We start from the raw sequence: 23,596 nt of genomic DNA on the forward strand, positions 1-23,596 counted from the left end.
GCGCTCGGCGTTGGTGAGGTCTCCGCGCTGTTCTGATAGATGTCCGAGGTCGCGGAAGGCCGCGCTGTTGCCCATGTCGGCGGCTTGGCGGTAGGCGCGCTCGGCGTTGGTGAGGTCTCCGCGCTGTTCTGATAGATGTCCGAGGTCACGGAAGGCCGCGCTGTTGCCCATGTCGGCGGCTTGGCGGTAGGCCCTCTCCGCACCAGCGAGATCTCCGCGCTGTTCCGCCATACGCCCAAGCTCCCGGAAGCCGATACTGTCGGCATTGGCTGCATCGCGGTGGGCGGCGCTCTCGGCTTCAGCGAGCTCCCCGCCCTGCTCCGCTAGGCCCCCACCTTCACGCATACCTGCTGACTCCAGAAGCCGAACGAAGTCACGATTCGCGAGTACACGCTCCGAGGAGGCGGCGATGAGAGCTCGGCGATCTCTGGACGCGGCGAGTATTACTCCGATGATCTGATCGTCGATCCACAGCGGCGCGCCGGCCATCCCGGTCCATGGTGCACCGTCGGTGTCCAGCATTTTCTGGTCGATCTCGAAAGTGAGCGTCCCTGAAGACCGATCTTCCTGGTGCAGCACTTTGCCCGTGATCCTGACGAAATCGCGTGATCCACCAAGTGATGCTTGGTCGAGGAGACCGACCGCAACGACGTCGCTCGCACCGCCTAGGTCCGCTGCCGGCACGTTACTCAAGCGCGCAGGCGGCATCTCTGGCCATGCGACGGCGTCTGGTCGCAGGGCAATCACAGCGACGCCCACTTGGTCATCGATCATCGCGACCATGCCGGAGAGGATCCGGGCGTCCATCGGGTCGGAGTTCGCGTGATTTCCGTCAGATTGGGCCAAGAGGATCTTTATCTTCTCTGCGCCTCGAACAACCTGGCTCGCCGTCACCACCAGGCCGGGGGCCACCAGATATCCCGAACCCGTGACCAACCCGTTGCCACCGTCGGATCTCACCTGCGCGACCCGGGAATGCTCCGGTCCGGCAATCATGGTCGAATGCCTACATCGCAAACTGCTGACATCATCAGCTCCCCCTGTCCCCGAACAACATCGTGCCGGTCATATCGGCCCGAACGGAAGTGGTCGAGATCTCGATCTTCAAGCGTCGCCCCGGCGTAGGCAGAGTTCCCCAGATCCATCGGCCGGTCTCGACTACTGGCCTGCAGTTCATTTCGATACGTCGGCCTCGAAGTTCGCCGTGGATCGCGCCGGCGGCCAGCGACATTCAGCCGTTGCGTCCTGTCTGCGGTCTGGTGGCTGTAGACGTCGGATGTGATTGATGATCTGCGAGTAATGCCGTTGCTGATTGAATACCGTCGTCGGCGGCGCGGGTCCGAGCGGAGTGTCGGTACGAACGTTGTACAGCTCTCGATAGGCAGCGATCTCTTGTAGGGCGTCGTAGCGATTCTCCTCGGGAGCGTCGACGAGAGCGCGGAGAACAGTCTCAGACCAGGGCTCCTGCTCGGCGATCGCCCTCGCGGCTAGCCAGTTTGCGCGCTCGACGATTTGGAACTCGATCTCCCTAAGTGGGGCGCCAAGTGTGGGGTCGCCGAGTTGGTCGGTTGGTCTGACGAGGCCAGCGATCAGGATCCGGCGATTGGGTGCGCGTCGTTCAGCCCGAGCAACGAATCGACCTATTCTGGTGTGAAGGACAGCCGCGATGTCATGTGCGCTATTCATTGAGGACTGCGAGACGGCTCGTCGGAGGGTTGCCGAGGGGCTGAGGTTCACCCCTTCCGCTCGGCGGAGAGCGGCAACAAGGGGACCGTAGGCAGGTGACGCCTTGAGAGCTGCTTGGGCGGTGGGGTCGAGGCCAGTGGTCGCTAAGGCGTTGCCATATCGGCCGCGGGCGTCGAGTTGGCAGAGGTGTTCGTGGAGTGGGATTAGGCGGTCGAGGCGGGTGGCGTTGTCTAGTTCTTGGCCGAGGACTTCGTGGGCGGATTGTTCTGTGCCGGGGTCGTTGAGTACGGCTTCTAGGACGTCTTGCATGGTTTGTTCGGGGTGGGGTTCGTGGAGGTCGGTGGTTGCTTGGTGGGTGGCTACGTAGGCGCTGTTGGTGTCGCGGCCGCGCGTTAGGCCGACGTAGAGGAGGGCTCGGGTAAGTCGGTCGGTGACTACGAGGTGGGCGGTATCGACGGTGGCGCCTTGGGCTCGGTGGGCTGTGGTGGCGTAGGCGAGTTCGACGGATTGCTGGACGTAGGTCCGGGGGAGGGTGACGGTTTCGCCCGCGTGGTTTTGGACGGTGAGGGAGCCGCCGGGCCAGCGGTGGATGACGGTCCAGTGGTCGCCGTTCTTCACAAACTGGCGGGGGCCGTAGTGGAGGCGTCGGTTGTTGAGGCGGGTGATGATGTGGTCGCCGAGGCCGACGTGGTTGCCGTTGTGGAGTTCGATGCCGTCGGGTTCGACTTGTCCGGTGGTGATGCGGTCGAGGCGGGCGCGGGCGTTGAGGCGGGCGACGGTGGTGTTGTCGGCGGCGATGAGGAGGCTGGTTCTACCGGCGTTGGTGTCGGTGCGCCAGGCCTTGTAGGCAGCGGTTTCCATGTCGTCGCTGGATCCGGCGGTGAGTCGGTGGTGGTCGTCGTACTGGTCGATGGCGGTCAGGTCGCCGCGGCGCAGCGCGAGGCTTGCGTCGCGTTCCCAGTGGTTGGTGAAGCGCCAGACGTCGCTGAGTTCGGCGGCGTTGGTGTCGTGGGCGATGAGGCGGAAGGCTCCGCCGGTGTCGGCGGCGTTGAGTTGGGCGTCGTCGCCGACGAGGAGGAGTTTGGCGCCGGCGGTGTTGGTGGCGCGGGCGAGGGTGGCGAGTTCCATGGTGCTGGCCATGGAGGCTTCGTCGACGATGACGAGTTGGTTGTTGCGGAAGGTCCAGCGGTCTTGTTCGGCGCGGAGTGCGGCCAGCAGAACGGTCAGTCGTTGGTGACGGCGCCGGCGGCCGCTGCGGTGGGCGAGGTTGGCGGCGTACTGGGTGTGCTGGGTTTGCTGGCGGCGTTGTTCGGCGCCGCGACCGCTCGACTCGTGGAGCCATTTGGCGATGTTCTCCGTGGGGGTGCCGATGGCGTCGGACAGGATGGTCGAGGCGGCCGAAGAGGGGGCGAGGGCGATGATCGATCCTTCGCCGTGCACGGCTTGCCAGCTGGTGGTGAGCGCGGAGAGCAGGCTGGTTTTGCCGGTTCCGGCTGGGCCGATCAGGGCCTCGAGTTTCTGTCCGCTGGCCGCGATTCGATGGAGCGCGCGGACCTTGTCGGCGCTCAGGTCGTCGGTGCGCAACGCGTCTCGGTCGATGGTGGGGCCGCTAGAGTCGTGGGCCAGGTCGAGGAGCAGGGCCTCGGCGCCGAGGATCACGGGGGAGGTGAAGATCTCGCCGTTGTGGATGGTGACGATGCTCTCGCCACTGGCTCGTCTGACCGGGACCGGGACCAGATCTGGCGCGGTGAGCTTGATGGAGTGGTGTTCGGCGCAGTCGATGATGGCCTGGAGTGCGGCGAATCGGTCGCTGGAGGAGGCGAGTCGCAGGAGGCGTGTCTGGCGGGCGGCTTCGGCCAGCAGGTTCCAGCGGTTCCAGGTTGCCCTCTTGGTTTGCATGGTGAGGACCGTTGCGGCGCCGTACGCCTCGATGGTCTCCGGGCTGAGGTCGGCGGCGGCCAGCGGGCGTCGACTGGAGTGGTCGAGAGATCGCCGGATTGCGGCGACGGCGTCGCGGCCGATGGCCTGTTCGGCGCGCGTTCTCCAGCCGGCCATGAGTGTCGCGAGTGGGCGGGCGAGGTGCTTTGGTGGTCTGTTGAGAAGGGTCGCCTGCTGGCGCAGGACGTACATCTCGCGTCGGCTGGGCGGGTGGATTTCGTCTCCGCGCTCCTCCAGAAGTGCCGCGAGGTTGGCTTCGATCTGTTCGGTCCGGGCTGAGAACTCGCGGAGAAGTTCGTCGGGTGCGACGTCGATCTCGAACGCTGGGTTTCGCTGCGAGCCGCGTTCGCGGAGCTCCCAATTCAGACCGAGTCGACGGGTGAGATTGTCGGCCAGCAACACGTTGTGGATCTCCGACATCGCGACGGCGCACCGGTAGAGAACCCGGGCATCGAGCGTCCGCCAGGCACCGTCTGGGCCTTGGGCGCGGTTGGCGACGACGACGTGGGTGTGGAGTTGTGGATCTCCGCTGCGGGTGTCCCAGTGGTCGAAGGCAGCGGCGATGAGGCCTCGGGTGTCGATCTGGGCGATGCCGTGATCGCCGGTTCTGGTGAACGCGGCATGCTGCTCGATCAAGGCGAGGACGTCGTTGATGGCCTCGTGATGAGCGGCCACGATCTGCTCCTGCACGCCGGCATCGGCTGTCGCCCACAGTGCGGAGACGGACTTGACCGGGGAGAAGGTGAGGTCGAACCCGGCGACCGCCTGTCGCGTCTTCTGCCGCATCTCCGACCGCCGGATCTGCTTGATCGCGCTCTGCCGGGTCGCCTCGTCCACTCCGGGGTCGAGAGCGCGGATCTGCTCTTGAATCCGCTCTGATGGATTCTTGTAGATCTGGTATCGACGTCCGAGTGCCCGGCCTGTCAGCGGGTCTTCCGCGCGACCGAACAGAGCCGTCATCTGCGCCTCGGACACCTCGCTCCCAGCCGCGAGTTCACCGTCGCCTAGGCCGCTGAGGCCGGTACCTAGCCAGCGTCCAGGTGGGTATCCGGACGCGGTGTAGTACGACCTGAGCGGCGTCGCCACGCGCCGGTCAACGTCGCCGGAGGCAACGTGTCGCAGTAGGTACAGATATCCGTCTCCGGCAGTGAGCCGGTGGATACTCAGCACGCCGCCTCAAAGGGGAAGACGCCGGCGAACAGCCGTGATTGGTGCCTCATGCCAGATCAACGGTTCACCGCAGCAGAGCCTGCACCTGACACCTCGGCGGCAGCAGCTCCTTGAGTGCAAGAAGTGTAACGGCTTGCGACTTCGTCGCTGCGGTGGTGGATGAGAATCGTGGGTGCCGTCCGGCGACGTCGGGTCATACTGGTGCGGGTGAGCCCGTCGAAGTGTAGGGCGCGGGGTCTTCGGGTGCCGGTGGATTGTTGCTGCGAGCACGTGGGTCTGTGTCCTAGCAGAGGGCCCTCCGGACGGCGCGCGGCCGCGGGCGTCGCGGCCAGCTTGCGATCGGAGGTGTCCTCGATGGAGGTTCTGTTCGAACGGGTGGCCGGCTTGGACGTCGGCAAGGGGTCCATCGCGGTCTGCGTGCGGGTACCGGGCAAGCGGCAGGGGAGTCGTTCCTCGGTGACGCGGACGTTCAAGACCACGACCGGGTCGCTGCAGGTGATGCGCGACTGGTTGGCCGACAACGGCGTGACGATCGCGGCGATGGAGTCGACCTCGACCTATTGGAAGCCGCCGTTCTACTGCCTTGAGGAGTCGATGGAGGTCTGGCTGTTGAACGCCGCACACATGAAAGCGGTGCCGGGCCGTAAGACCGACGTGCGCGATGCCGAGTGGATCGCCCAGTTGCTCGAGCACGGGCTGTTGTCGCCGTCGTTCGTGCCGCCGCCACCGATCCGTCGGTTGCGGATGCTGACCCGGTACCGGGTGCAGCTGATGGGAGACCGGACCCGCGAGGCGGTCCGGCTGGAGTTGATGTTGGAGGACGCCTCGATCAAGCTGTCAACAGTCGCATGGTCGGTGACCACAGTGTCGGCGCGGGTGATGCTGCGCGCGATGATCGACGGCGAACGTGACGCGCGCGTGCTGGCCGAGATGGCCAAGGGCAAGATGCGCTCGAAGATCCCCGATCTCGCCCAAGCACTCGAGGGACACTTCGATGACCACCACGCGCGGATGGCCGGTGCGATCTTGGATCGGCTCGAGCTGGTCGAGCGCGCGTTGGCCGACCTTGATGAGGCGATCCGGGCCGAGTGCCGGCCCTGGGCTCACCAGCTCGAGTTGTTGCAGACCATTCCCGGGGTCGGGGAGAAGATCGCCCAGGTCATCATCGCCGAGACCGGCGCGGACATGTCCCGGTTCGGGTCGGCGGCCAAGCTTTCGGCCTGGGCCGGTGTCGCGCCCGGGATCTATGAGTCGGCCGGCAAGCGCACCCCGACCCGGAAGCGGCACGGGAACAAGTGGCTGACCGCGATGCTGGTCGAGGCCGCCGGCTCGGTCGCACGCATGCACGGTAAGAACTACCTCGCCGCACAGCACGCACGGCTCACCAAACGCCGCGGCGCCGGGCGCGCCCAGATCGCCGTCGCACATTCCATCCTTGTCGCCGCCTACCACATGCTCACCCGGGACGAGCCCTACCGCGACCTCGGTGCAGAATGGCTCGCCCGCCGCAACGACGAGGCACACACCCGCCGGCTCGTCGCACAACTCGAGAGGCTCGGACACACCGTCCAACTCGACCCTGTCGCCTAACGCCAGCCACCCAAAGCGTGTCGGGCAAAGCCCGATGCGCTGACACGCCTGCGCCCCAACAGGTGATTCACGGGTCTGTGACGGCGATACCCGCATCATTTGGCTGGTGTGGGTGAGTTGGACCGCATGGCGAGTCGGGACTGGTCGTTGAGTCTTCAGCTACGTCTGGGCGACTGCGCTCGCGGACCGGGGGAATCGACAAGCCGACTGCTCAACAAGCACTCAGACGCCGGACGTAGGCGTAGACGGTGGATCGCGTCGATTGACGTGACCGCGGAAGGTCGTGTCGCAGACGAGGCAATCAGCGGTCACTATCACGGTAAAAGCGTGCGTTTGATTCTTTGAGGCAATCGGCGCTCTTTGACACGTCTGACGGTGGGGAGTTGTGTGCATACGGAGCTATCTTTCCTCCCTGCGCATTGCGGGTCGCTAAACTGGCGCGCTGATATGCAGTACGACGTCCACATCGAAATTGTCGGTGGCGGCAGATACGGTCGACGTCGACAACATAGCGACAGTCTGGTCCACGGGAGCCGCCAAGAAACTCAGGGACCGTTGAGGAGGAGTCACAATGGAGACCCTGAGCGCAGAGTTCGAGTCCGCCGTCACCAACGTCACTGTCCACGGGGAGAAGCAGAAGCGTGCGTCCGAGGCGCACACGGAAGTGCGTGAACTGCTGGAGGCCGATCGGCAACTACGTGAGTGGGGCATCGACACCATCTTGATCGGCTCCTACGCCCGGCTCACTGGCCGCTACCCCGGCAAGGACGTCGACGTGTTCCTGCGGTTCAAGAACCTCTCCGTGCGACACGACCCAGCGCGGATCTACGAGGAGGTCAAGCGGGTTCTGGTCGAGCATTACGGGCTCAAGGACCACGATCTCGACGGTCGGGTCACCGAGCAGGCGCGGAGCCTGAAGATTGACTTCGAGGACTCGGACGCTCCGGACGACCTGGCGTTCAGTGTGGACGCGGTCCCGGCCGTCCCGTGGGGCGAGCACTGGGGGATCCCGAACCGGAATCGCGACCGCTGGGACGAGGAGGAAGACCGGTGGGTCAAGACCAGCCCGGTTGAGTTCGCTGCCCGCACCAACACCTTGGCCACGGCCAAGTCGACCCCGACCGTCGGCAACCGCCCGACCTACCGGCCGATCGTGCGCCTGCTGCGCCAGGTCCGCCACGTGCATCTCGGCGAGAACAGGCCGGGCGGCCTCTACACGGAGATCGCGGCGTACTACGCGTGGTCGGACGGGCGGGTGACCGGCTCGTCGTGGGCCGAACTACTCGCCGGTTCCCTCGGTGCGGTCGCGAACGAGTTCGATTTGGCCGTCACCGACGGCGTGCTCGACCCCGTTCTCGGGACGCAACTGAAGCCCGCGCTGTACGCCGACCAGTGGGCGTCGGGAGCCGCGAAGTTCCGTGAACTCGCTGGGCTGGCGGAGCAGGCGCTCGACGCCGACAAGTGCCGGGCGGCCAAGTTGTGGCGGGGCATTCTAGGGACGAATGACCGGGGCCAGGTCCTCCCATTGCCGGACGGCTGTGATGCGAACGGCTTCGCAATCGCCGGCATCGCTGCGGTCGAGGCAGTGGGAAGCAACCAGCCGCGCGGCTTCGCGTGATGGCGTTCGAAACCTTCGATGCCGGCGGTTTCGAGCGGTTCTGCTCCGGTCTCGTGGCCGCCGGCTTCAGCCCGGTCCGTGACACCGACCTCAAGGTGTGGACAGGGCCGATCCGGGAATCGCTGAGGCCGCTCACCGACCGGGATCGGATGCAGGTGGTCTTCTACGACGGATGGCCACTGCGGTATGCCCACGTGAGCGTCGAGGGCCTGAAGGCACCGCACGTCTACACCGGAACCATCTGCCTGTGGGCCGACGACGACCCCGCTCAGGTCGAAGGACGCAACCTTGATGCGCTCTGGGCCCGACTTGACACGTGGGCGAAGGCGACGCAGACCAACTTCGGCGTTGCCGACCGGGCGCTCGATTCGTACATGCTCTTCGAAGGAACGAGCGGCTACCGTCTCGAACTCCCGCTCGGCGACCTGCTTCGTAGCGCCTCCAACGGCACGATCATCGACCTCACGGCCCATCTGCGGAACATCCTGTTCCAGGTGGGGGTCGAGCGAGACACGCCGTCGTTCATGGGGGTCCTCTACCACCGCCGCAAAATCATCAACCCCCCCGTTGACCTTGACCAGTTTCGGGACGCCCTTGCCCACCGGCAGCGCGAACACCTAGAGAGGGGACTTGCGGCCCGGCAAGACGCGGACATGAAGACACCGAGCGGTGGACTCGACTTCGCCGTCCTGACCTGGCCCAGGTTCGATGGACAGCCAGATGCCATCGCGCTCGGCTTCTCGGGGTACGGCGCCAAGGTCCTGGCCAAGGCCCACGCTGCCTTTCCCTCCGACTTCACCGGCCGCAGGCGACGGGCTGGACCCGACGCCGACCTGCTCGCCGGCAAGCGCGTGCTGGTGGCCGGACTCGGATCGATCGGAGGGAGCGTGGCACTGCTGCTGGCCGAGAGCGGCGTCGCGCACATCAAGGGCTACGACGGAGACACCCTGATGAGCGCCAATCTCGTCCGACACGTCGCCGACAAGTACTCGGTCGGATACAACAAGGCCATCGGCGTTGCCGCGGAGATCGAATGTCACGCGCCCTGGAGCGATTTCGACATGGTGGATAAGGACCTGCCGTTCGCGCCGGCCGAACTCGCCGACAGCGTGCGAGGTTTCGACCTGGCCATCGACTGCACGGGATCCGCACCGATGACCGCTGCCCTCAGCATTGTGTGCGCTCAGGAACGTGTCCCGCTCATCACAGGCGCCCTGTTCCATCAGGGAGCCCTCCTGCGAGTACGACGCCAAGCCGAAGACGACACCCCAATCTCCGACCGCGACAAGTCGACCGACTACCTGGGCCTGCCGCCAGACGACCCTCAGCCCCTGGGCGCGTTCCTCGAACTCGGCTGCACGGCGCTTGTGAACAGCGCTCCACCTTGGGCGGCTCAGCGGGCAGCCGCCGACATCGTGGCCGCGGCCACCGACCAACTACTGCAGCGCCGTGTACTGCCGGACGAGCAGGTCACGGTTCTCCGCCCTCTGGCGGCTGCGCCCTTCGTCGTGATCGGTCCCGTGACAGCGTGACGTGGGTTCAGCCCGAACTTCTCATCGCCGAGAGCGCCATCGACCAGCTGAAGCGAGCGGCCAGCCTGTCCCATCCGCTGGAGACAGGGGGCATTCTGATCGGTGTCCATGCAGTCCAGCAGCCGTGGGCGACCATGGCTGTCGAACTGCCCTCCTCCAGCCGCGGACGAGCCCACTATCACCTCCCCGGCGGTGCGACCCGGCCCGCCGTCCTGATCACGCGAGCGATCGACCCCCGACTCGGGTACATCGGGGATTGGCACTCGCATCCCGCGGACACTCCACCGAGCAGGACGGACCTCGCCAGCCTCCGGCTCATCTCCTACCTGCACCCCCGCCTGCCGAACCCGACACTGCTCGTGCTCCGGCGCACGTTTGAAGACGAGTACGAACTTGACGCCCGGCGTATCACTGCCGTCAATCCCATGCGTTGTGCCATCAGGGTCACGGGCGACCTGCCGAGACCCACCACCCACTACCCCTTGGAACCGAATGAGTGACCACGCACGCCGTGACATGCCGCGGCCTACCGGGGTGCGCATCGCTGGCGACCGATACCAGTGGCTACACGCCTGGCGGCTCTGCATGCGCGTCCTCAACGAGCAGCGGACCCACAACACCCCGAATCCCGGAACCGGTGTCGGTGTCGAAGCCGACGATGCTGGGAACCTCGACGACGTCATCTACTACCGTGTCGCACCGCCGAACGACTATGCGCAAGTCAAGTACGCCGTCGACGCGCGCACTCCGGTCAACCTGGAGTACCTGACGAGCAACGACCTGCTCAAGAAGCTCGTCACCAGCCACCGCCACGTCGCCCGCAACGGTGACCTCGTCCGGGTTGCCCTGATGACGAATCGTGCCATCGACCCTGCCGATCTCCTTCTTCGCGACCGCGATGCACGAGACGGTCGGCTCGTACCCCGTGCCGCACAAGGTGGCCCGAAATCCGACCGTGGCCTGGCCCGCAAGAAGTGGGCCGAAACAGCGGGCGTCACCGAAGCGGAACTGCTCGCCTTCTTCGAAGACTTCTACCTCGAAACCTCCGAGGACATCGTGAGCCTCCGACGCGAGGTCAGCCTGCTCATGACCGCGAACGGACTCCAGTCCGACGACGGAGCGATCGACGCCGGGGCAGATTGGGTCGCCAGGCAGGTGGAAGATGGTCACCAGCGCCTTTCCCTCAACGACATCGGGAACGCCATCACCATGATGCACCTGCGTGCGGGAACCCCTTGGACGCCCATCTCCATCGCCACGCTCAGCCACGACCCACTGGCTGACCAGGCTCAGTGCGCCCTGGATTGGGTGGATCGGATGGATGGGAACGACGCCTTTACCAAGGTCGCGCCCAAACCCCCGGCCACATGGGACCAACTGGCCAGTGAGATCGAGCAGATCCCAGGCCACCTGGGTGCACACCGCCGCCTCCTGCTCACCGGGACGATGCGACAGGCCACCGGCTTCAAGGCAGGGACAGTCCTGCGACGGGTCCTGGGTTACGAGGTCGGCATCAGACAGGGCGAACAGCTCTGGTCCAGTGACGTCACCACGACGGCCATGGAGCCAATCCATCACCAACGAGATCTCAGACTCGGCGGTGACCCTGCGCTGGTCGTCTCGGTGACTACCGACGCGACCAGCGCGGTGGTCAACTGGATCGAACGAGCAGGGGTAGCTATCGGGACGGTTCACACCGCGCTGCCGAGGGGAGGACAGGTCGGTCCGGGGTCCGTGCCAGATCCAGAATCAGCAGGCGCCCTCGCGATCGGCATCCGCGACCTCGCACGCCAAATCGCGACCCAAACGGGAACTCTCCACGTATTTCTCGCAGGACCACTCGGTCTCGCCGTCCTCCTTGGACATCACTGGAACAGAGTCATGCCAACCATTCTTTATGAGCACCTCGGCACGACGGAGTATGTACAGGCATTCCGCGTCTCTGCCTAGCTGGGCACTATAGACGCCAGGCATATAGCTGCCCGGCGCTGTCAGTGGGGGCCGTCCGGCGGTCGACGTGGTTTGAACGATGAGATCAACCACGCCATTCTGTCCCGCTCGTCGGACGGTTCCGAGATCTGCGCCTGAGGGCCGGCGTAGGCGATCGTGGCGAGTCTAGTTGCGTGGACAATGCCGATCGGACACGGCTCGCACCGGGCTGGACGCGACGGTAACGCCTAGTCGAAGCCAGGTACGAATGAGAGATCCTGCCGGGGAAGGATTTCCCTGAGCTCCGGCTCAAGAGGAATGCCGAACGCGAATGCCAGGGCGGCGATGTGCGGCGCCATTGCGAATCGCATCGCTTCCAGATGCTCAACGAACGTGCCGATATGGTTGCCGAAGTCGCGATTCTGCCCGGCGGCACTCACGAACTCCGTCGCGGCCCGTCGAATTGCGCGGAGCGCAGAGTCGAAGTCGTCTCCGTGCTTAACTGCCGGCAGCCTCTCGGTCATGAGTCTGCGAATCTCTTGCGCTGACATGACGCACGCGACTGGATCTTCTCGACCAAGTTGCTGCCACAACACCCGCCGGCTCTCCAGATCGATGAGAACACTGCGTGCGACTTCGTAGTTGGACTCTAAGTACTCCCATTCTAAGGAACCGCCGATAGGGCCGACCTGCCCGCCAATTCCCGTAACGCGGACCCTGATCTTCTTCAACGGACCCTCCCCCTGCCGAGCCAGGCATCATTGTCGCAGCGCGTCAGTCTAGCCCGATCGGCAACGGGTCAGGACTTCGAGGCGGCCCGTGCAGCTGGCTAAGAGCCGGGCGAATTGCGTCGCGCAGACCCCTGCTGACCGTCATCCAGTCCAGCACCTAGCGCGTCAGGGGCGCTGACCGCTTCGCTGAAGCCTGTCACTCACTCCACGCTGTATCGAGCAGGCTGTCGCGAACCGACTCCATCTGATGGCGAAGGACCTCGATTAGTTCACCGGCAGCTTCCGCATCGTCTGTAAGAGTTGGAAACACCTGACCTGGGGAGACCGGGCGATTCAGGCCGAGAGAGTTCACGATGCCCTGCTCTAACTTCGACGCCTCGACATACAGCTGAGACAGGCGACTCAGAAACTCCTCCTTGGTCTCAGCAGAAGAGCGGGGAGAGGAGCGGCCATGCAGCTTGCAGATGCGACATACGCCACTCGCCAAGGGTTCCGTGCCAGTCGGCCGGCTCGCGCTGTCCACACTCGCAGAAGGCCTGCCGTCCTGAGTCGCTGACTTGATGACCGGTAACCGTCGTCAGTACATCCACGGCCCGCGGTGGAACGCCGCCTACGAGTCCGAATTCGCTGATCTCCATAGACCAAGGCTAGGGCCGGCCACCGACATTCCCGAAGTGACCCTAGCCTCCAAAGACAATCGGGATGCCCGTCTTACGGACACCTGCTGCTGCCTGGGCTCCCGATTTCAGGGGCTTAGGCGGGTGAAGTGGGCGGGAGAGTCTTCGACGATGCAGGTGATTTGATGGTTGTGAAGGAGCTCGATCATATCGGGACTTGGGTGGGTCGGGACGAGGAGTGCTAGGGATTCGGGCTGGACGTAGCGCTGGTAGTCGAGTAGCTGGCCGATCGCGTAGCGCACTGCTTCGCGGGAGGCGGATGCCTTGGCTTCCACGAGTTCTGCACGCGTACTGTCGAACAGGTCGGTGTAGAGGGCGCGGTCGACATCTGGGAGCTTGATCTGCTTGCGTGTGGCTCTTGAGCCCTCCCGATCGAGTGCCTCGGCGTAGCGCTGCACGAGCTTGGCTTCGTTCCGCCGGGCCGTCGCGGGTTCCCTCGCCTCGATGGGAAACGTGTCGACGAACTGCGCCTCGAAGGCGACATCGCTGACGACTGGAATCATGCGAGTTGTTGCGCGCTGCGCATGTGTTGCAGCGGACGGGTTCGCGCTCTCGGAGTCACCCGACCGAAGGGAGGGATACATCCACTGGCCCCGCAACATGTTGTCTCGCTTGGCCAGCCGCGCTGCCGTCTCTCCCGCTGGCCGTAGACCCTGCTCTTCTTCCCAGTAGTAACTCCACCAGTAAGAGTGCTCCTCGACCGTGTGGCCGGCCGACTCGAGGATGGCGAACCAGCTCCCGCGGCACCCATCACACGTCGGCCACGCCGTCCTGGACGGCTCGTCCTCCAGGCCAAGCCCCTGCTCTCGGCACTTGGCGGCGGTCCAGTACTTGGCGGTGAGCTTCTTGGCGCAGAGTAGCTTGGCGTGTGGACGTTCGTCCGTGCCGTCGTGGAACTCGTCGATGACGTGGGTCTTCCCAGGGTGCTCTCGCGACGAGCTGATTCTTGCCGGATACCAGACCAGCCTGTACCTGCCCATCGCGCACCCGTCCGCTTGCGAGCCGATCACCCTTGCGCTATCGCTGATGGGAGGCGATGCGTTACTCCTGACCGCAACGGTTGACGACTGACCCGTTGTCGGCGCGCGGGTGGGGAAAGCGCCAACGCGATCGGCGATCTCGTCAACTAGGCGGCATTCTGCAACGCAGACTCAACCTTGTCCTGGTGCCGGTGTCATGGCATCACCGATCGCGAACCCACAGGATCGCGGCAGCAGCGACCGCGCCTCCGAGCGTTGTGTCAAGCCCTTGGACAGGACGAGGGTGACGATGTCGGTTATTGCTCGGGACGCTGCGCTGGTCGTGCTGTGTCGGCAGTGCAGCAGGAGTCGAGCGGGGCGCGGCGCTGCTCCGTCACTGCTCCGTGAGACGTTGGCAAGCGATGAACATCAGTGACAACTGATGAGAGGCAAAACCATAGGTCAGAGCGACCATCGAGCCCTTGATCGAGGATCCCCAAGAGGCTGAGAAGATCTACACCATCTTCGAAGGTCTCCGAGATCCTCGCCATCTCCGGAGGCGCATCTGTAGCCCGCCGTCTGCCGCGGCTCCGTGGTTACATGCGTAGCCTGCGGCTGCCTTCCGTCGGGACGCGCGTTGCCGCCCACATCAGCGCCGTACGTCGTCACGCCCAAGCGCGCGCTGGCGCGGTCGTCGCGTAGGCGATCAGTACTCCCTCGGACTGAGCTTGATCTCGGACAGGTAGGCGAGTTCGCGCGTGCACTACAACGGGACTGATCTGGCGTCGATCAACAGATCCCTCGCGCCGCGTCGTGGTGCCGTTTGGATCCACGTCTCCGCCCTGTCCGGGCCACAGGTGCCTTGCCCTCTGAGGCGGATGGCAAAGTTGTCGGCGGCATCCGTTGAGTGGCTGCGGTCTGGGACACGCTTCCCGGACCAATGATCAAGACTCGGCGGAAGGAACAGCGTGGACAGCAACCTGCCCAACAGTGATGACGTACGTAGTCGAGTGGTCGACTTGGTCACTAGGGCTGAGGCGATCGTTGAGGCGAGGGAGATGGCGGCCGTCGATGGGCGGTGGGCTATGACGGCGTTCAGTCGGTATCGGGTGTGTGAGTTGCTCGATGTTGTGCCGTACGGGCCGTACGACGGGGATCTCGAGGGTGAGCCGGCTGCGTTGCTCGAGGAGGCTGCGCTCGCCGTCGATGGTTTCGACGTGGCTGTCGAGGAGCTCAGTTGGCGGCTGGCGTTGGGAGACGCTCTGCGGACTGCGGCGGCGGACATCCGGATGGTTCGGGATGCGCGCGACGTATGAGGATCTGCTCCGCACCGCCCGGCGCATGGCGGTGAATGCGCACCGCGGGTCGTACGCGGATGAAGCCGGCCTGATGGCTGATTGGGACGCAGTCATAGCTGCGACTGCGAGCCACTTGCGCTGGTTGCGTAGCCGCCTCAGGAGCGTCGGGCGCACCACTCGGTTGTCGGGTAGGTGTTCCGATACCTCGCTCGGGCGTTTGGCCGTGGTCATTGGAGCGGCGGGCGACCTGCTCGCCACGCAGGATCCAGCGACCGTGAGTGCGCTGGACCAGCCTGACGACCTGACCGCGGCGAGGGCGGAGCTAGGGGCGATCATGCTGATCGGTGCGCGAGCGGTGCTGCGCAACATCCGCACCAGAACTCCTGGATACCACCACCTCCTCACCGTGATGACAGAACTCGAGTTGCTGGCCCAGTCCGACGTTCGGCGCGTCGGATTGGGAGCACTCGGTGGTCTCACGGCGGGTGGACCATCGGCGCCGGTCGATGATCTGTCGCTGCTGCCTCGGTACGCCGCGAGGTGGGAACGGGCGCACCAATCCATGCCACCGCGGACCCTGCTGACCCGGGATCTTCGCTCGACGACTGCACAATTGCGAACCGTCTGCGGACACGTGTGGCATCTGGCCGACCAGCTGCTCGTGGCGCCTTCGGCTGATCTCGATGCTCGCCAGCAACGCGATCTGAGGGCTCTCAAAGCCGGGTTGCGGGCGTTTGATGCCGGCGCTGTCAGGGTCGGGGAGTCCTGGCGGCGCCGAGTGTCCGACTTGAGCGGGGGGAGTGACACGCCAGGCGAGGGCGCGTTTCTCGACCTACAGGCTGCGCTTGATCGCGTCGTACGACTTGACGGCGCTCTGTTGCCATCAGCCGAGCTGGTGCCGAATCGGCGTGTTGCGGCAGGGATCTTGGACGTGATGGACGAGCTTGTGTGGTCAGCGGACCAGGTGTCTAGAAGACAGCAGGAAGCGGTTGGCGGACTCATCCTGGAGGGTCGGCTGTTTGTTCCGAGACGTGAGGTTGCGAAGCTCGAGCTGACCTACCTGCGCAGACCAGGCGGCGGATCGAGACCACTCCAGGCTCGATGGGTACGCACTAATCTCCCGACACATTTCAGTGAGTTGACGGATGCCCTGGGATGGAGTGCCGACCATCTGAGTGCGGCGTCCGAAGTCGCACGTCGCCTTGCCGGTACGGCGCACCACGCGCGTCCCGCCGGCGAGCGACGCACAAGGCATCCCGCTCCACTCCGGCCCTTTCACAGCCCTGGAACCCCGGATCCAGGACAGGAGCCGATCAGCCTCGACCGTTGAGCTGCTGACGTTCGGATCCTCTGGAGGTTGCTGTGGGCAATGAGCGAGTGAGTGTGGAGGACTTGCACCGAGTCTTGGAGGCGGAGGTGCGCAAGATGAAGACCGGCGCCGAGTGGACAAAGTGGTTGGAAGTCGCGGCGCTGTTCCCAACGTTCGGGTTCGGCAATGTCGTCCTGATCAACTTGCAGATGCCGCAGGCGAACTGGGTCTCGCGTGCGCACACCTGGGAGAAGCTCGGACGGCGAGTGATGAGGCAAAACGCCATCAGAATCCTCCAGCCAGTCCGTTCACGGACGTCTCCGAGATCTGATGCACCGACCCCATTGACAGACGGTCAAGTCCAGGAGCAGGTGATCGGGTTCCGGGTCGCGAGCGTCTACGACGTGACGGACACCGTCGGCCCGCCCATTCATTTGCCCCCGGCACCCGCCCCAGGCCGTCCAGCCCCTACAGGCCTGTGGGATGCACTGGCACGCGAGGTATCCGCCGACGGGTACGCGGTCGATGTCCGACCGACTGGAGATGCATCCGAGGGGTTCACCGACTACGACGCCAAGCAGATCGTGGTCGCCGATCACCTCGACGATCACACCGCGATCGCACGGTTGGCACACGAGGTCGGTCACATGCGCATGCACTCGGCCCCGGACCTGGCGGATGCCGGCAGTGTGATGTGCCGGGGGGTACGGGAAGTGGAGGCTGAATCGGTCGCGTACATCCTCTTGGCACACCACGGTCTCAGCTTCAATGCATCGTCGTTCGACTACGTCCAAGGTTGGGCGAAGCTGATAGATCCTGACGAGCCGGCGAACGTCGTCAAGGCAACTGGCGCACGTGTGGTCAACACTGCTCGGCAGCTCATCGACTCGACGAACAAGTACTTGAAGGCCAACCGGCCGCCGCTGGCTCCTGTGGCGGCACGGCCCCTCGACTCGGCCTTCCTTCCGCCTGACCTCGACAGCCTGACGCTCTGATTGCGGATCTGAGCAGCTATGGGAGCCAGCGAGCGGGTCGCGGCGATGCGACGGGCGCGGGAACGTCAGGCCCGGATCGAAGCAGCGACCGCGCGGACCATCAGAGCGCAGGCATCGCTGGACCGTGCGATCGAAGCCAGGTCTCTGGCCATCGACCGGTACGACGAACGCGTCGCCGACGCCGAGGCGGTCTCCGCCAGAGAGGCGGCCGCTCTAGCCAAGATCTGCGGATCGGCCGAGGCCGCCGCCGAGATCCTGGGATGGTCCGTCCGAGACCTCAGACGAGTAGTCAAAGCCGAGCGAGAACGAGAAACCGGAGCTGCACCGCCAGCTCGCCACAACTCCGATGAGATCTCGTCAAGGGATGGAGGCACCGATGTCCACCGCTCTTGATTCGGACCCGCTCTGGGACGTAGACCAGGTCGCGGCCTACCTCCGCGTGCCGAAGCGAACGCTGTACCGCTGGCGAACCCTCGGCTACGGCCCTCCAGGCAGACGCGTCGGCCGATACGTCCGCTATCGCGCCAGCGAAGTCATCGACTGGTTCGCCAGTCTCGATGATCACCTCCTCGACGACAGGTGGGACACGTGAACGCTCAGATCGAGATCGTCCACACCCACGTCGAGGGCAGCCTGGCCATCGGCACGAGGCGAGGCGACGGGTCGGCGGAGATCCTGAAGGCGAACAACTGGCGGTGGTCTCGTCAGCTCGAATAGTGGTACCTCCCGAGATCGCGCGACCAGTTGGCCAAGACGAGCATCATCATGGCGACACAGGACGCGCTGTCAGCGGCGGGCTTCGAGGTGTCTGTCGAGATTGATGATGCGGAATCCAGGTCTGTGGAAGAGCGGGAAGCCAACCGGACGACGCGTGCCCAGGCGCGCTCCGAGCTCCTGCGCGATCGAGCCCGGCACCGACGGGAATCGGCCGATGCCTCGTGGGACGCGTCCCGCCAGATCGCCGGCGGCATCCCACTGGGCCAGCCGATCCTTGTCGGCCATCATTCAGAGCGGCGCCACCGCCGGGAGCTAGAGCGCATTCAGAGTCTGGCGAGTAGATCGGTCGAACAGACGCGGGCAGCCGACGCAGACGAGCGTCGGGCCGACGTGTTGTCGGGCGAGGCGGAACGTCGATACTCAGGCAAGGCAGTCGGGCGTCGGATCACGCGGCTGGAGACCGAGTTGCGGAAGGTTGAAAGCCAGTTGGACGGCTGCACCCGCGTCGTCGGCGGATACACACAGATCCACCCGCCCGCAACCGATGCCTCGGCCGACCGTCTGCGGCTGCAGCGCATCGACTTGAAGGACCAACTTGAGTACTGGACTGGCGTCCGCGACGAGCTTGCCGCGGATCAGCCGATGTACTCGCACGAGACGATCAAGAAGGGCGACTACGTCCGGGTCAGCGGACACTGGCGCAAGGTAGCCCGGGTGAACCGGAAGAGCGTCAGCGTCGAGACCGGATACTCCTGGACCGACAGCGCCGTACCACGACATCACAGAGCACAGGCCGTACGAGGAGGTCGCTGGTCCGGAGCTCTGACCTCTGCGTCGGCCGTCCTGTGCACGCGGAGGAGCGTTGCTGTGCCAAGAACGACCGGCCGTGGCACGGGCTCAAGCGGACTCCAATGCATGTCGGTCGACGACCAACATCCTCAACGATCGCGAATGCCATCGCCCTGAGGCTCGTTGCCCCGCGGGTGAAACGATTTGCCCGTCCGCGCGATGTAGTGGCTGGGCCCACGGAGGGGAGCTGACCATGTCGTGGCTGACTAACAACAAGGACGTCGTGGGTATCGGTCTCGCGCTGATCGGGTTGCTGGTGACGGCCTACACTGTGCGGCTCGCCAGATCGGCGCAGCGCCGAGACGGCTTCATGCGCATCCACGAAGCCCTCCTCGCACCGGATGTACAGGAAGGGAGACGGCTTCTCTTCGGGATCGGTTCTTTGGATGATGTGCCGGCCGGAGACAGTCGTGAGCACCAGCTCATCAATCGATCCCTGGCCATGTACGACACGCTGGGATATTACGTTCGACAGCATCACATTGATCGGCGAGCAGCCCTGGACGTCTGGCATCACAGTTTGCGCGAGGTGACATCTCCGGCACGGGTCTTCTGCGACGCGCGCAAGTCGGCCAGGGGCTCAGGCTCGCATCCATTCCCAGATCTGGAATGGCTGCTCGCTGAAGCTAGTTCCTATCGCGCTCGGCGCGACTGTTGCACGGCTGCCACGCCCACTGCGTCGCCGACGATTGGCTCAGTGCCTAACAAGCGCACGCATGACTAGGCGCGCGGTGTGGAGACCAATTTGTTCGTCCAGGCCTTGCGCCGAATAGGTGGCCTTGGCGATCAATCTTGTGTCCGTTCGACTGGAACGAAGAAGCTCACCTGCTGTCTCTCATCGCAGCCGACGAGAGACGGCAGGGCGGTCCAGGGACTCGCTCGCCCCGGAGGTGGAACGGCTGACGAGCGCTGGACTCTGGCTTCGAACGCTCGCCCGCCGGCTTGGAGGGTGGAGGCCTCGCCCGCGAGGCGCTCAGGGATCTCGCGGGCGAGGACTCCGTTAAGCGGCCCGGCCCGCGCAGGGTAAGGCCTGAACGGAAGGGGATCCGGGCGCGCTCGTTCAGAGGTCGGCGACGATGACCTCGGTCGTCACGACCTGTTGCAGCTGGGAGTACTTCGAGTCCGCGAGATCCCATCGGCCGAGATGCGCCTTCGACGGGACGATGACTGCTGGCGCATCGAGGTCTTTCACGCAGCTGAGCAGAACGTTGAACGCCTCCGGATCGGTGAGGAGATCCTCGACGTACACCGTTCCTAATGTGCGGCCGTGCTGGCTGGCGACCTCGGCGAGGCGCTGCTGCAGGCCACCGAGATCGTCATCGTTCATCGACGGATACCTGCGGACGTAGCCTGCAACCACTGGCAGCAGTCTGCCGCTCACCACTCGACGCCTTCGCGCGAACCGCGGATCGGTTCAATCGTCACCGGTAGTCCGAAGAACCGGCGGCCGATCGCACGTGCGAACTCCGTACCTGGCTCTACCGCGGTCGTTCGATCGATGATGGCGAGCTGGCCGAACCACACTCGTACACGGACGAGCCGGCTTTCGTCGACGGCTGTTTGGCTCACCGCTTAGCACTCCTTGTTAGCTCCGGGACGGCTCGATGGCACTGTCGAGCACCTTGCTAAGACTGCCCGCGAGCGCAGGGACACCGGGACCCCGTCTACGGACATTTGCGGACATTTCCGTGCTACTGTCCGATCAGACATTTACCGACATCTACCGGTTGGTAAGAGGTGACGATCCCAGTGAACAAAGTGCTCAGGCGTCTGATGTACGACGCAGATCTGACCGAGCTCGACCTGTCGGTGAAACTGTCCGTCGACCCCAAGACGGTCCGGAACTGGATGCGCGGTCAGCTACCGCATCCGCATCGTCGCGAGGCTTTGGCCAGGCTGCTGGGTGCCGAGGCAGAAGCGATCTGGCCCGAGCTCAGCGCCCTGGCCACGGCGACGACTCGACCTGCCGAAATCGCCGGTGTCTATCCACGGCGATCCGCGATCAGCCAGACGAGTTGGCTGTCCTTCTTCGGTGCCGCCGAGTCGGAGATCGGCATCCTCGCCTACAGCGCGCTCTTCCTCGCAGAGGACGCCCGCATCGTCCGTCTGCTGTCCGAGAAGTGCGAAGCCGGCGTGCAGATCAAGATCGCCCTCGGATGCCCGGACGGTGAGAACATCGCCCAGCGAGGGGCAGAGGAGGAGATCGGCGAGTCGATGGGGGCAAAGATCCGAAACTCCCTGGCGCTCCTGAGCTCGCTTGTCCAGCGTGACGGTGTCGAGTTGAAGCTGCATGACACCGTTCTCTACAACTCGATGTACCGCGCCGATGATCAACTGCTGGTCAACCAGCACGCCTACGGTGTCCCTGCGGCCAGCTCACCCGTCTACCACTACCGCCACTCCGGCGACAGCGAAATGCTCCGCTCGTACTTCGCAAGCTTCGATGCGATCTGGGCGAAAGGAGTCCCATCCCGCGGGTGAGCAGCCTCCTCCAGATCGCCAGTTGATGGCGTTCACGCGCTATACCTCGGTGAGCGACGAACCCGTCAGCGGCCGGAGACGGCGTCGTCTATCGGGTCACCGCTTAGTCACGACGATCTGTCGTGCGTCGCCAGGACCGCACCGACCTGCTCTGCCTGGGCGACTGCTACTGTCATTGTGGCGGAAGGATGAGACGCGACGATGAGGAAGCGGCCGCAGGTGCCGCCGTTGTCGTGCACTCGAAGGTCGATTTCGCAGTCGGTGGGTAACCCGAATCGCGACGTCGAGATCTCGACCATGGCACACGACTGTGCCGTCACGGACGAGCGCGGCCGGGCTTCGTTCTGTGTGTGCTGCTCAAGTTGCGTCGGACTGTCATGGAAACTTCCTCGGCGCGAGCTCGTCAGCTCAGGTCATATTGCGGCGGCGGTCTTGAGCATCGGCGCCGGGCCGTGGGTGTTTGCATCTTCGAGATGGTGCTCAGCGGCCATTTTTTCTGTCTGCAGAGTCCGATGGTGCTGGTCTTGAAAACCGGTAGGGCGGGTGACCGTCCTCGTGGGTTCGAATCCCACACCCTCCGCTCAACTCGTCTAGAAGGTGGCTCTGACCTGCGGAAACGCAGCGTGGTGGTCACACGGGCAAGTGTCTGGCCGAGTCCGGCCATGTCTGATTGCGGTCGGTTGCTTTCGGTTGACCGTGCAAAATGCGTGCAATGCTCCCCTATGTTCCAGCCCTTACCACTCGGGCCGCGAGGGCTGGAACATAGGGCAGCAGATCACGGTTGTTAGTAGGCGCCGCTGCTGTAGCAGCCGGGCGTGTCTGCGAACCAGCCGGCAATCCAGCCGCGGGTTTGCCGAGTTGTGCGCGGCGCGCTCGGGACAGCGGGGCCAGCTTCCAGGGACTTCGGAGACAGGCCCGGGGTGCGGGCTGTGGACAACTTCCGTCGAGCCAAACCGAGATGCGACAAACTGAATGCGTCGCCGGCCCCGACCCGGAGCCACCGGCAGGTTTGCCGCAGCCCGCAAGGCGTCGAGGCGCGAGGCCCTACTGGGAGGCAGGTCCGGGCCGGTGACATCCCTCTTGGAGAGCGTGACCTCGCCTTGCCCTGCTAGTGGCTGCTTCGCCGCGGTCGGACGGCAACGGCTCGGCTAGTGTTCGCGCATGTCGCTGGATACGACCGTGGTCGCCCTGATCGGAACTGCAACCACGTTGACTGCCGCCACCCTTGGCCCAATAACGACCCGCCGACTGGCGCGCTTTGCAGCAAGGCGCGAGTGGAGTCAGCGCGCGGCCGAGGCCTACGCCGCAGGCCGGCACGCGGAGAACATGGTGAGTGGCGATATCAGGTCCATCGAGCTCGCTAGCGCAGCGGGTCAGTCGATGGACCAGCACGAGCGGCGAGTAGCGCAGGCACTTGATGCTGCCAGTCTGCTTCGGGCTTCGGCCGCAACCGCCCCGACACCCCAGGCATCGCAGTTGGCCGAGGAACTGGCCGAGCGGATCAACGAACTAGCCGCCATCACGGTCGGGGCAATGAACCTGGGTACGACTCGGCGGATGAGCAGAGAGGAAGACAAGCGCAGTCAAGTCTTCGAGGTCGTGAGGGGTGAGTTGGTGACCCGGCGGGCGAAGGCTCTCTCTGGTTCGCGCGAGGGGTCGCTAGGGCTGAGGATTCTGTTCGAGAGATTCCGCGATGAAGTCAGTCGTGAGCACTGGTCTCGTTCGCGACGGCGGAGGCGATCAGGCAGCGCAGGCCGGGCGTTGAAGAAGTTGCCTCCACGTCTCCGCCCAGATCCCGACACGGATGACCTCCCGACCTTGCCAATCGAGCAATCGTGACCCGGGATGGGAGACTCAGGTCGAGACGGCTGCTGCCGACTATCGCGACCGACCACTCGGACCGGCGATGGTGCGGTACGCGCTCGACATCCGCCGACTCTGTGCAGCGGTCCGCCTGATGCGCTCGATCAGCATGGCGAGATGAGGGACGGCGACCCGGCCGCGTCAATCGTGATCCGCAACGCTATCCAGGAACTCTCGACCCCCTGGCGCAACCATCCAGATTGGCGCGATGAGTGGGGCTGGCATCTCAACGCCCAAGGGCGTCGGGGACAGCG

19 protein-coding genes and 1 tRNA gene are annotated in these 23,596 nt (G+C 64.8%); 14 read left to right on the forward strand and 6 right to left on the reverse strand.

Translation table 11 applies throughout. The annotated features are described in order from the left end of the window. Nucleotides 1-996 (reverse strand): trypsin-like peptidase domain-containing protein (locus ACGFH6_RS30085; protein WP_393390737.1); only part of this gene is annotated, 996 nt, incomplete at its 3' end. Between the two features lie 177 nt (nucleotides 997-1,173). Continuing rightward, nucleotides 1,174-4,794, reverse strand: coding sequence for a MobF family relaxase (gene mobF, locus ACGFH6_RS30090; RefSeq protein WP_393390739.1), 3,621 nt, complete (start codon nucleotides 4,792-4,794; stop codon nucleotides 1,174-1,176). Between the two features lie 354 nt (nucleotides 4,795-5,148). Here mobF and ACGFH6_RS30095 point away from each other — a divergent pair, with 354 nt between their 5' ends. From ACGFH6_RS30095 to ACGFH6_RS30115, 5 genes are all read left to right on the forward strand, one after another. Next, nucleotides 5,149-6,384: an IS110 family transposase gene (locus ACGFH6_RS30095; protein ID WP_393390741.1), complete on the forward strand. Its 1,236-nt coding sequence runs from the start codon at nucleotides 5,149-5,151 to the stop codon at nucleotides 6,382-6,384. Between the two features lie 571 nt (nucleotides 6,385-6,955). After that, nucleotides 6,956-8,002: a hypothetical protein gene (locus tag ACGFH6_RS30100; RefSeq protein ID WP_393390742.1), complete on the forward strand. Its 1,047-nt coding sequence runs from the start codon at nucleotides 6,956-6,958 to the stop codon at nucleotides 8,000-8,002. Continuing rightward, nucleotides 8,002-9,534, forward strand: a complete 1,533-nt coding sequence (locus ACGFH6_RS30105) for a ThiF family adenylyltransferase (protein ID WP_393390744.1) — start codon at nucleotides 8,002-8,004, stop codon at nucleotides 9,532-9,534. The genes ACGFH6_RS30100 and ACGFH6_RS30105 overlap by 1 nt, the downstream gene beginning before the upstream one ends. After that, the gene (locus ACGFH6_RS30110; protein ID WP_393390745.1) at nucleotides 9,531-10,034 is read left to right on the forward strand and encodes a Mov34/MPN/PAD-1 family protein; all 504 of its coding nucleotides are present in this window, start codon (nucleotides 9,531-9,533) and stop codon (nucleotides 10,032-10,034) included. Before ACGFH6_RS30105 ends, ACGFH6_RS30110 begins: the two co-directional genes overlap by 4 nt. An 85-nt stretch (nucleotides 10,035-10,119) precedes the next feature. Then, a complete protein-coding gene (locus ACGFH6_RS30115) occupies nucleotides 10,120-11,484 on the forward strand; it encodes an SAVED domain-containing protein (protein ID WP_393390747.1) in 1,365 nt (454 codons plus the stop codon). A 227-nt stretch (nucleotides 11,485-11,711) separates the two neighbouring features. Here the strand turns inward: ACGFH6_RS30115 and ACGFH6_RS30120 are convergent, their stop codons facing one another. Next, the gene (locus tag ACGFH6_RS30120; RefSeq protein WP_393390749.1) at nucleotides 11,712-12,194 is read right to left on the reverse strand and encodes a DUF6650 family protein; all 483 of its coding nucleotides are present in this window, start codon (nucleotides 12,192-12,194) and stop codon (nucleotides 11,712-11,714) included. Nucleotides 12,195-12,939: 745 nt separating this feature from the next. Next, nucleotides 12,940-13,851 carry a hypothetical protein gene (locus ACGFH6_RS30125; protein WP_393390751.1) on the reverse strand — a complete coding sequence of 304 codons (912 nt, stop codon included), beginning with the start codon at nucleotides 13,849-13,851 and terminating at the stop codon, nucleotides 12,940-12,942. Between the two features lie 1,064 nt (nucleotides 13,852-14,915). On the opposite strand from ACGFH6_RS30125, the gene ACGFH6_RS30130 reads away from it, so the two are divergent. The 6 genes from ACGFH6_RS30130 to ACGFH6_RS30155 all read left to right on the forward strand — a co-directional run bounded on the left by ACGFH6_RS30130 (nucleotide 14,916) and on the right by ACGFH6_RS30155 (nucleotide 19,722). After that, nucleotides 14,916-15,146, forward strand: a complete 231-nt coding sequence (locus ACGFH6_RS30130) for a hypothetical protein (RefSeq protein ID WP_393390752.1) — start codon at nucleotides 14,916-14,918, stop codon at nucleotides 15,144-15,146. Nucleotides 15,147-16,553: 1,407 nt separating this feature from the next. Next, nucleotides 16,554-17,432: a hypothetical protein gene (locus tag ACGFH6_RS30135; protein ID WP_393390754.1), complete on the forward strand. Its 879-nt coding sequence runs from the start codon at nucleotides 16,554-16,556 to the stop codon at nucleotides 17,430-17,432. A 376-nt stretch (nucleotides 17,433-17,808) separates the two neighbouring features. Continuing rightward, nucleotides 17,809-18,024, forward strand: a complete 216-nt coding sequence (locus tag ACGFH6_RS30140) for a helix-turn-helix transcriptional regulator (protein WP_393390755.1) — start codon at nucleotides 17,809-17,811, stop codon at nucleotides 18,022-18,024. Then, a complete protein-coding gene (locus tag ACGFH6_RS30145; RefSeq protein WP_393390757.1) occupies nucleotides 18,021-18,149 on the forward strand; it encodes a hypothetical protein in 129 nt (42 codons plus the stop codon). Before ACGFH6_RS30140 ends, ACGFH6_RS30145 begins: the two co-directional genes overlap by 4 nt. 48 nt (nucleotides 18,150-18,197) lie before the next feature. After that, a complete protein-coding gene (locus ACGFH6_RS30150) occupies nucleotides 18,198-19,115 on the forward strand; it encodes a DUF3560 domain-containing protein (protein ID WP_393390759.1) in 918 nt (305 codons plus the stop codon). A 76-nt stretch (nucleotides 19,116-19,191) separates the two neighbouring features. Beyond that, the gene (locus ACGFH6_RS30155; protein WP_393390761.1) at nucleotides 19,192-19,722 is read left to right on the forward strand and encodes a hypothetical protein; all 531 of its coding nucleotides are present in this window, start codon (nucleotides 19,192-19,194) and stop codon (nucleotides 19,720-19,722) included. Nucleotides 19,723-20,058: 336 nt separating this feature from the next. Here ACGFH6_RS30155 and ACGFH6_RS30160 read toward each other — a convergent pair whose 3' ends face one another. Beyond that, nucleotides 20,059-20,325, reverse strand: coding sequence for a hypothetical protein (locus tag ACGFH6_RS30160; protein ID WP_393390763.1), 267 nt, complete (start codon nucleotides 20,323-20,325; stop codon nucleotides 20,059-20,061). A gap of 50 nt (nucleotides 20,326-20,375) precedes the next feature. Beyond that, nucleotides 20,376-20,567, reverse strand: coding sequence for a hypothetical protein (locus ACGFH6_RS30165; RefSeq protein ID WP_393390765.1), 192 nt, complete (start codon nucleotides 20,565-20,567; stop codon nucleotides 20,376-20,378). A 204-nt stretch (nucleotides 20,568-20,771) separates the two neighbouring features. Here ACGFH6_RS30165 and ACGFH6_RS30170 point away from each other — a divergent pair, with 204 nt between their 5' ends. The 3 genes from ACGFH6_RS30170 to ACGFH6_RS30180 all read left to right on the forward strand — a co-directional run bounded on the left by ACGFH6_RS30170 (nucleotide 20,772) and on the right by ACGFH6_RS30180 (nucleotide 23,318). Further along, on the forward strand, nucleotides 20,772-21,479 hold the full coding sequence (locus tag ACGFH6_RS30170; protein ID WP_393390767.1) for an XRE family transcriptional regulator: 708 nt from the start codon (nucleotides 20,772-20,774) through the stop codon (nucleotides 21,477-21,479). Between the two features lie 475 nt (nucleotides 21,480-21,954). Beyond that, nucleotides 21,955-22,059 (forward strand) — tRNA-Ser (locus tag ACGFH6_RS30175). A 581-nt stretch (nucleotides 22,060-22,640) separates the two neighbouring features. After that, the gene (locus ACGFH6_RS30180; protein WP_393390769.1) at nucleotides 22,641-23,318 is read left to right on the forward strand and encodes a hypothetical protein; all 678 of its coding nucleotides are present in this window, start codon (nucleotides 22,641-22,643) and stop codon (nucleotides 23,316-23,318) included. The last annotated feature ends 278 nt before the right edge of the window (nucleotides 23,319-23,596 follow it).

It is taken from the genome of Kribbella sp. NPDC049227 (assembly GCF_043197265.1).
Taxonomy (GTDB): domain Bacteria; phylum Actinomycetota; class Actinomycetes; order Propionibacteriales; family Kribbellaceae; genus Kribbella.

Coding starts and splice junctions, on each gene's coding strand:
- ACGFH6_RS30140 (WP_393390755.1), top strand. CDS start 17,809: ATGTCCACCGCTCTTGATTCGGACCCGCTCTGGGACGTAGACCAGGTC.
- ACGFH6_RS30125 (WP_393390751.1), bottom strand. CDS start 13,851: ATGGGCAGGTACAGGCTGGTCTGGTATCCGGCAAGAATCAGCTCGTCG.
- ACGFH6_RS30105 (WP_393390744.1), top strand. CDS start 8,002: ATGGCGTTCGAAACCTTCGATGCCGGCGGTTTCGAGCGGTTCTGCTCC.
- ACGFH6_RS30130 (WP_393390752.1), top strand. CDS start 14,916: ATGACGGCGTTCAGTCGGTATCGGGTGTGTGAGTTGCTCGATGTTGTG.
- ACGFH6_RS30155 (WP_393390761.1), top strand. CDS start 19,192: ATGTCGTGGCTGACTAACAACAAGGACGTCGTGGGTATCGGTCTCGCG.
- ACGFH6_RS30115 (WP_393390747.1), top strand. CDS start 10,120: ATGCGCGTCCTCAACGAGCAGCGGACCCACAACACCCCGAATCCCGGA.
- ACGFH6_RS30100 (WP_393390742.1), top strand. CDS start 6,956: ATGGAGACCCTGAGCGCAGAGTTCGAGTCCGCCGTCACCAACGTCACT.
- ACGFH6_RS30170 (WP_393390767.1), top strand. CDS start 20,772: ATGTACGACGCAGATCTGACCGAGCTCGACCTGTCGGTGAAACTGTCC.
- ACGFH6_RS30160 (WP_393390763.1), bottom strand. CDS start 20,325: ATGAACGATGACGATCTCGGTGGCCTGCAGCAGCGCCTCGCCGAGGTC.
- ACGFH6_RS30180 (WP_393390769.1), top strand. CDS start 22,641: ATGTCGCTGGATACGACCGTGGTCGCCCTGATCGGAACTGCAACCACG.
- ACGFH6_RS30150 (WP_393390759.1), top strand. CDS start 18,198: ATGGCGACACAGGACGCGCTGTCAGCGGCGGGCTTCGAGGTGTCTGTC.
- ACGFH6_RS30135 (WP_393390754.1), top strand. CDS start 16,554: ATGAAGACCGGCGCCGAGTGGACAAAGTGGTTGGAAGTCGCGGCGCTG.
- ACGFH6_RS30095 (WP_393390741.1), top strand. CDS start 5,149: ATGGAGGTTCTGTTCGAACGGGTGGCCGGCTTGGACGTCGGCAAGGGG.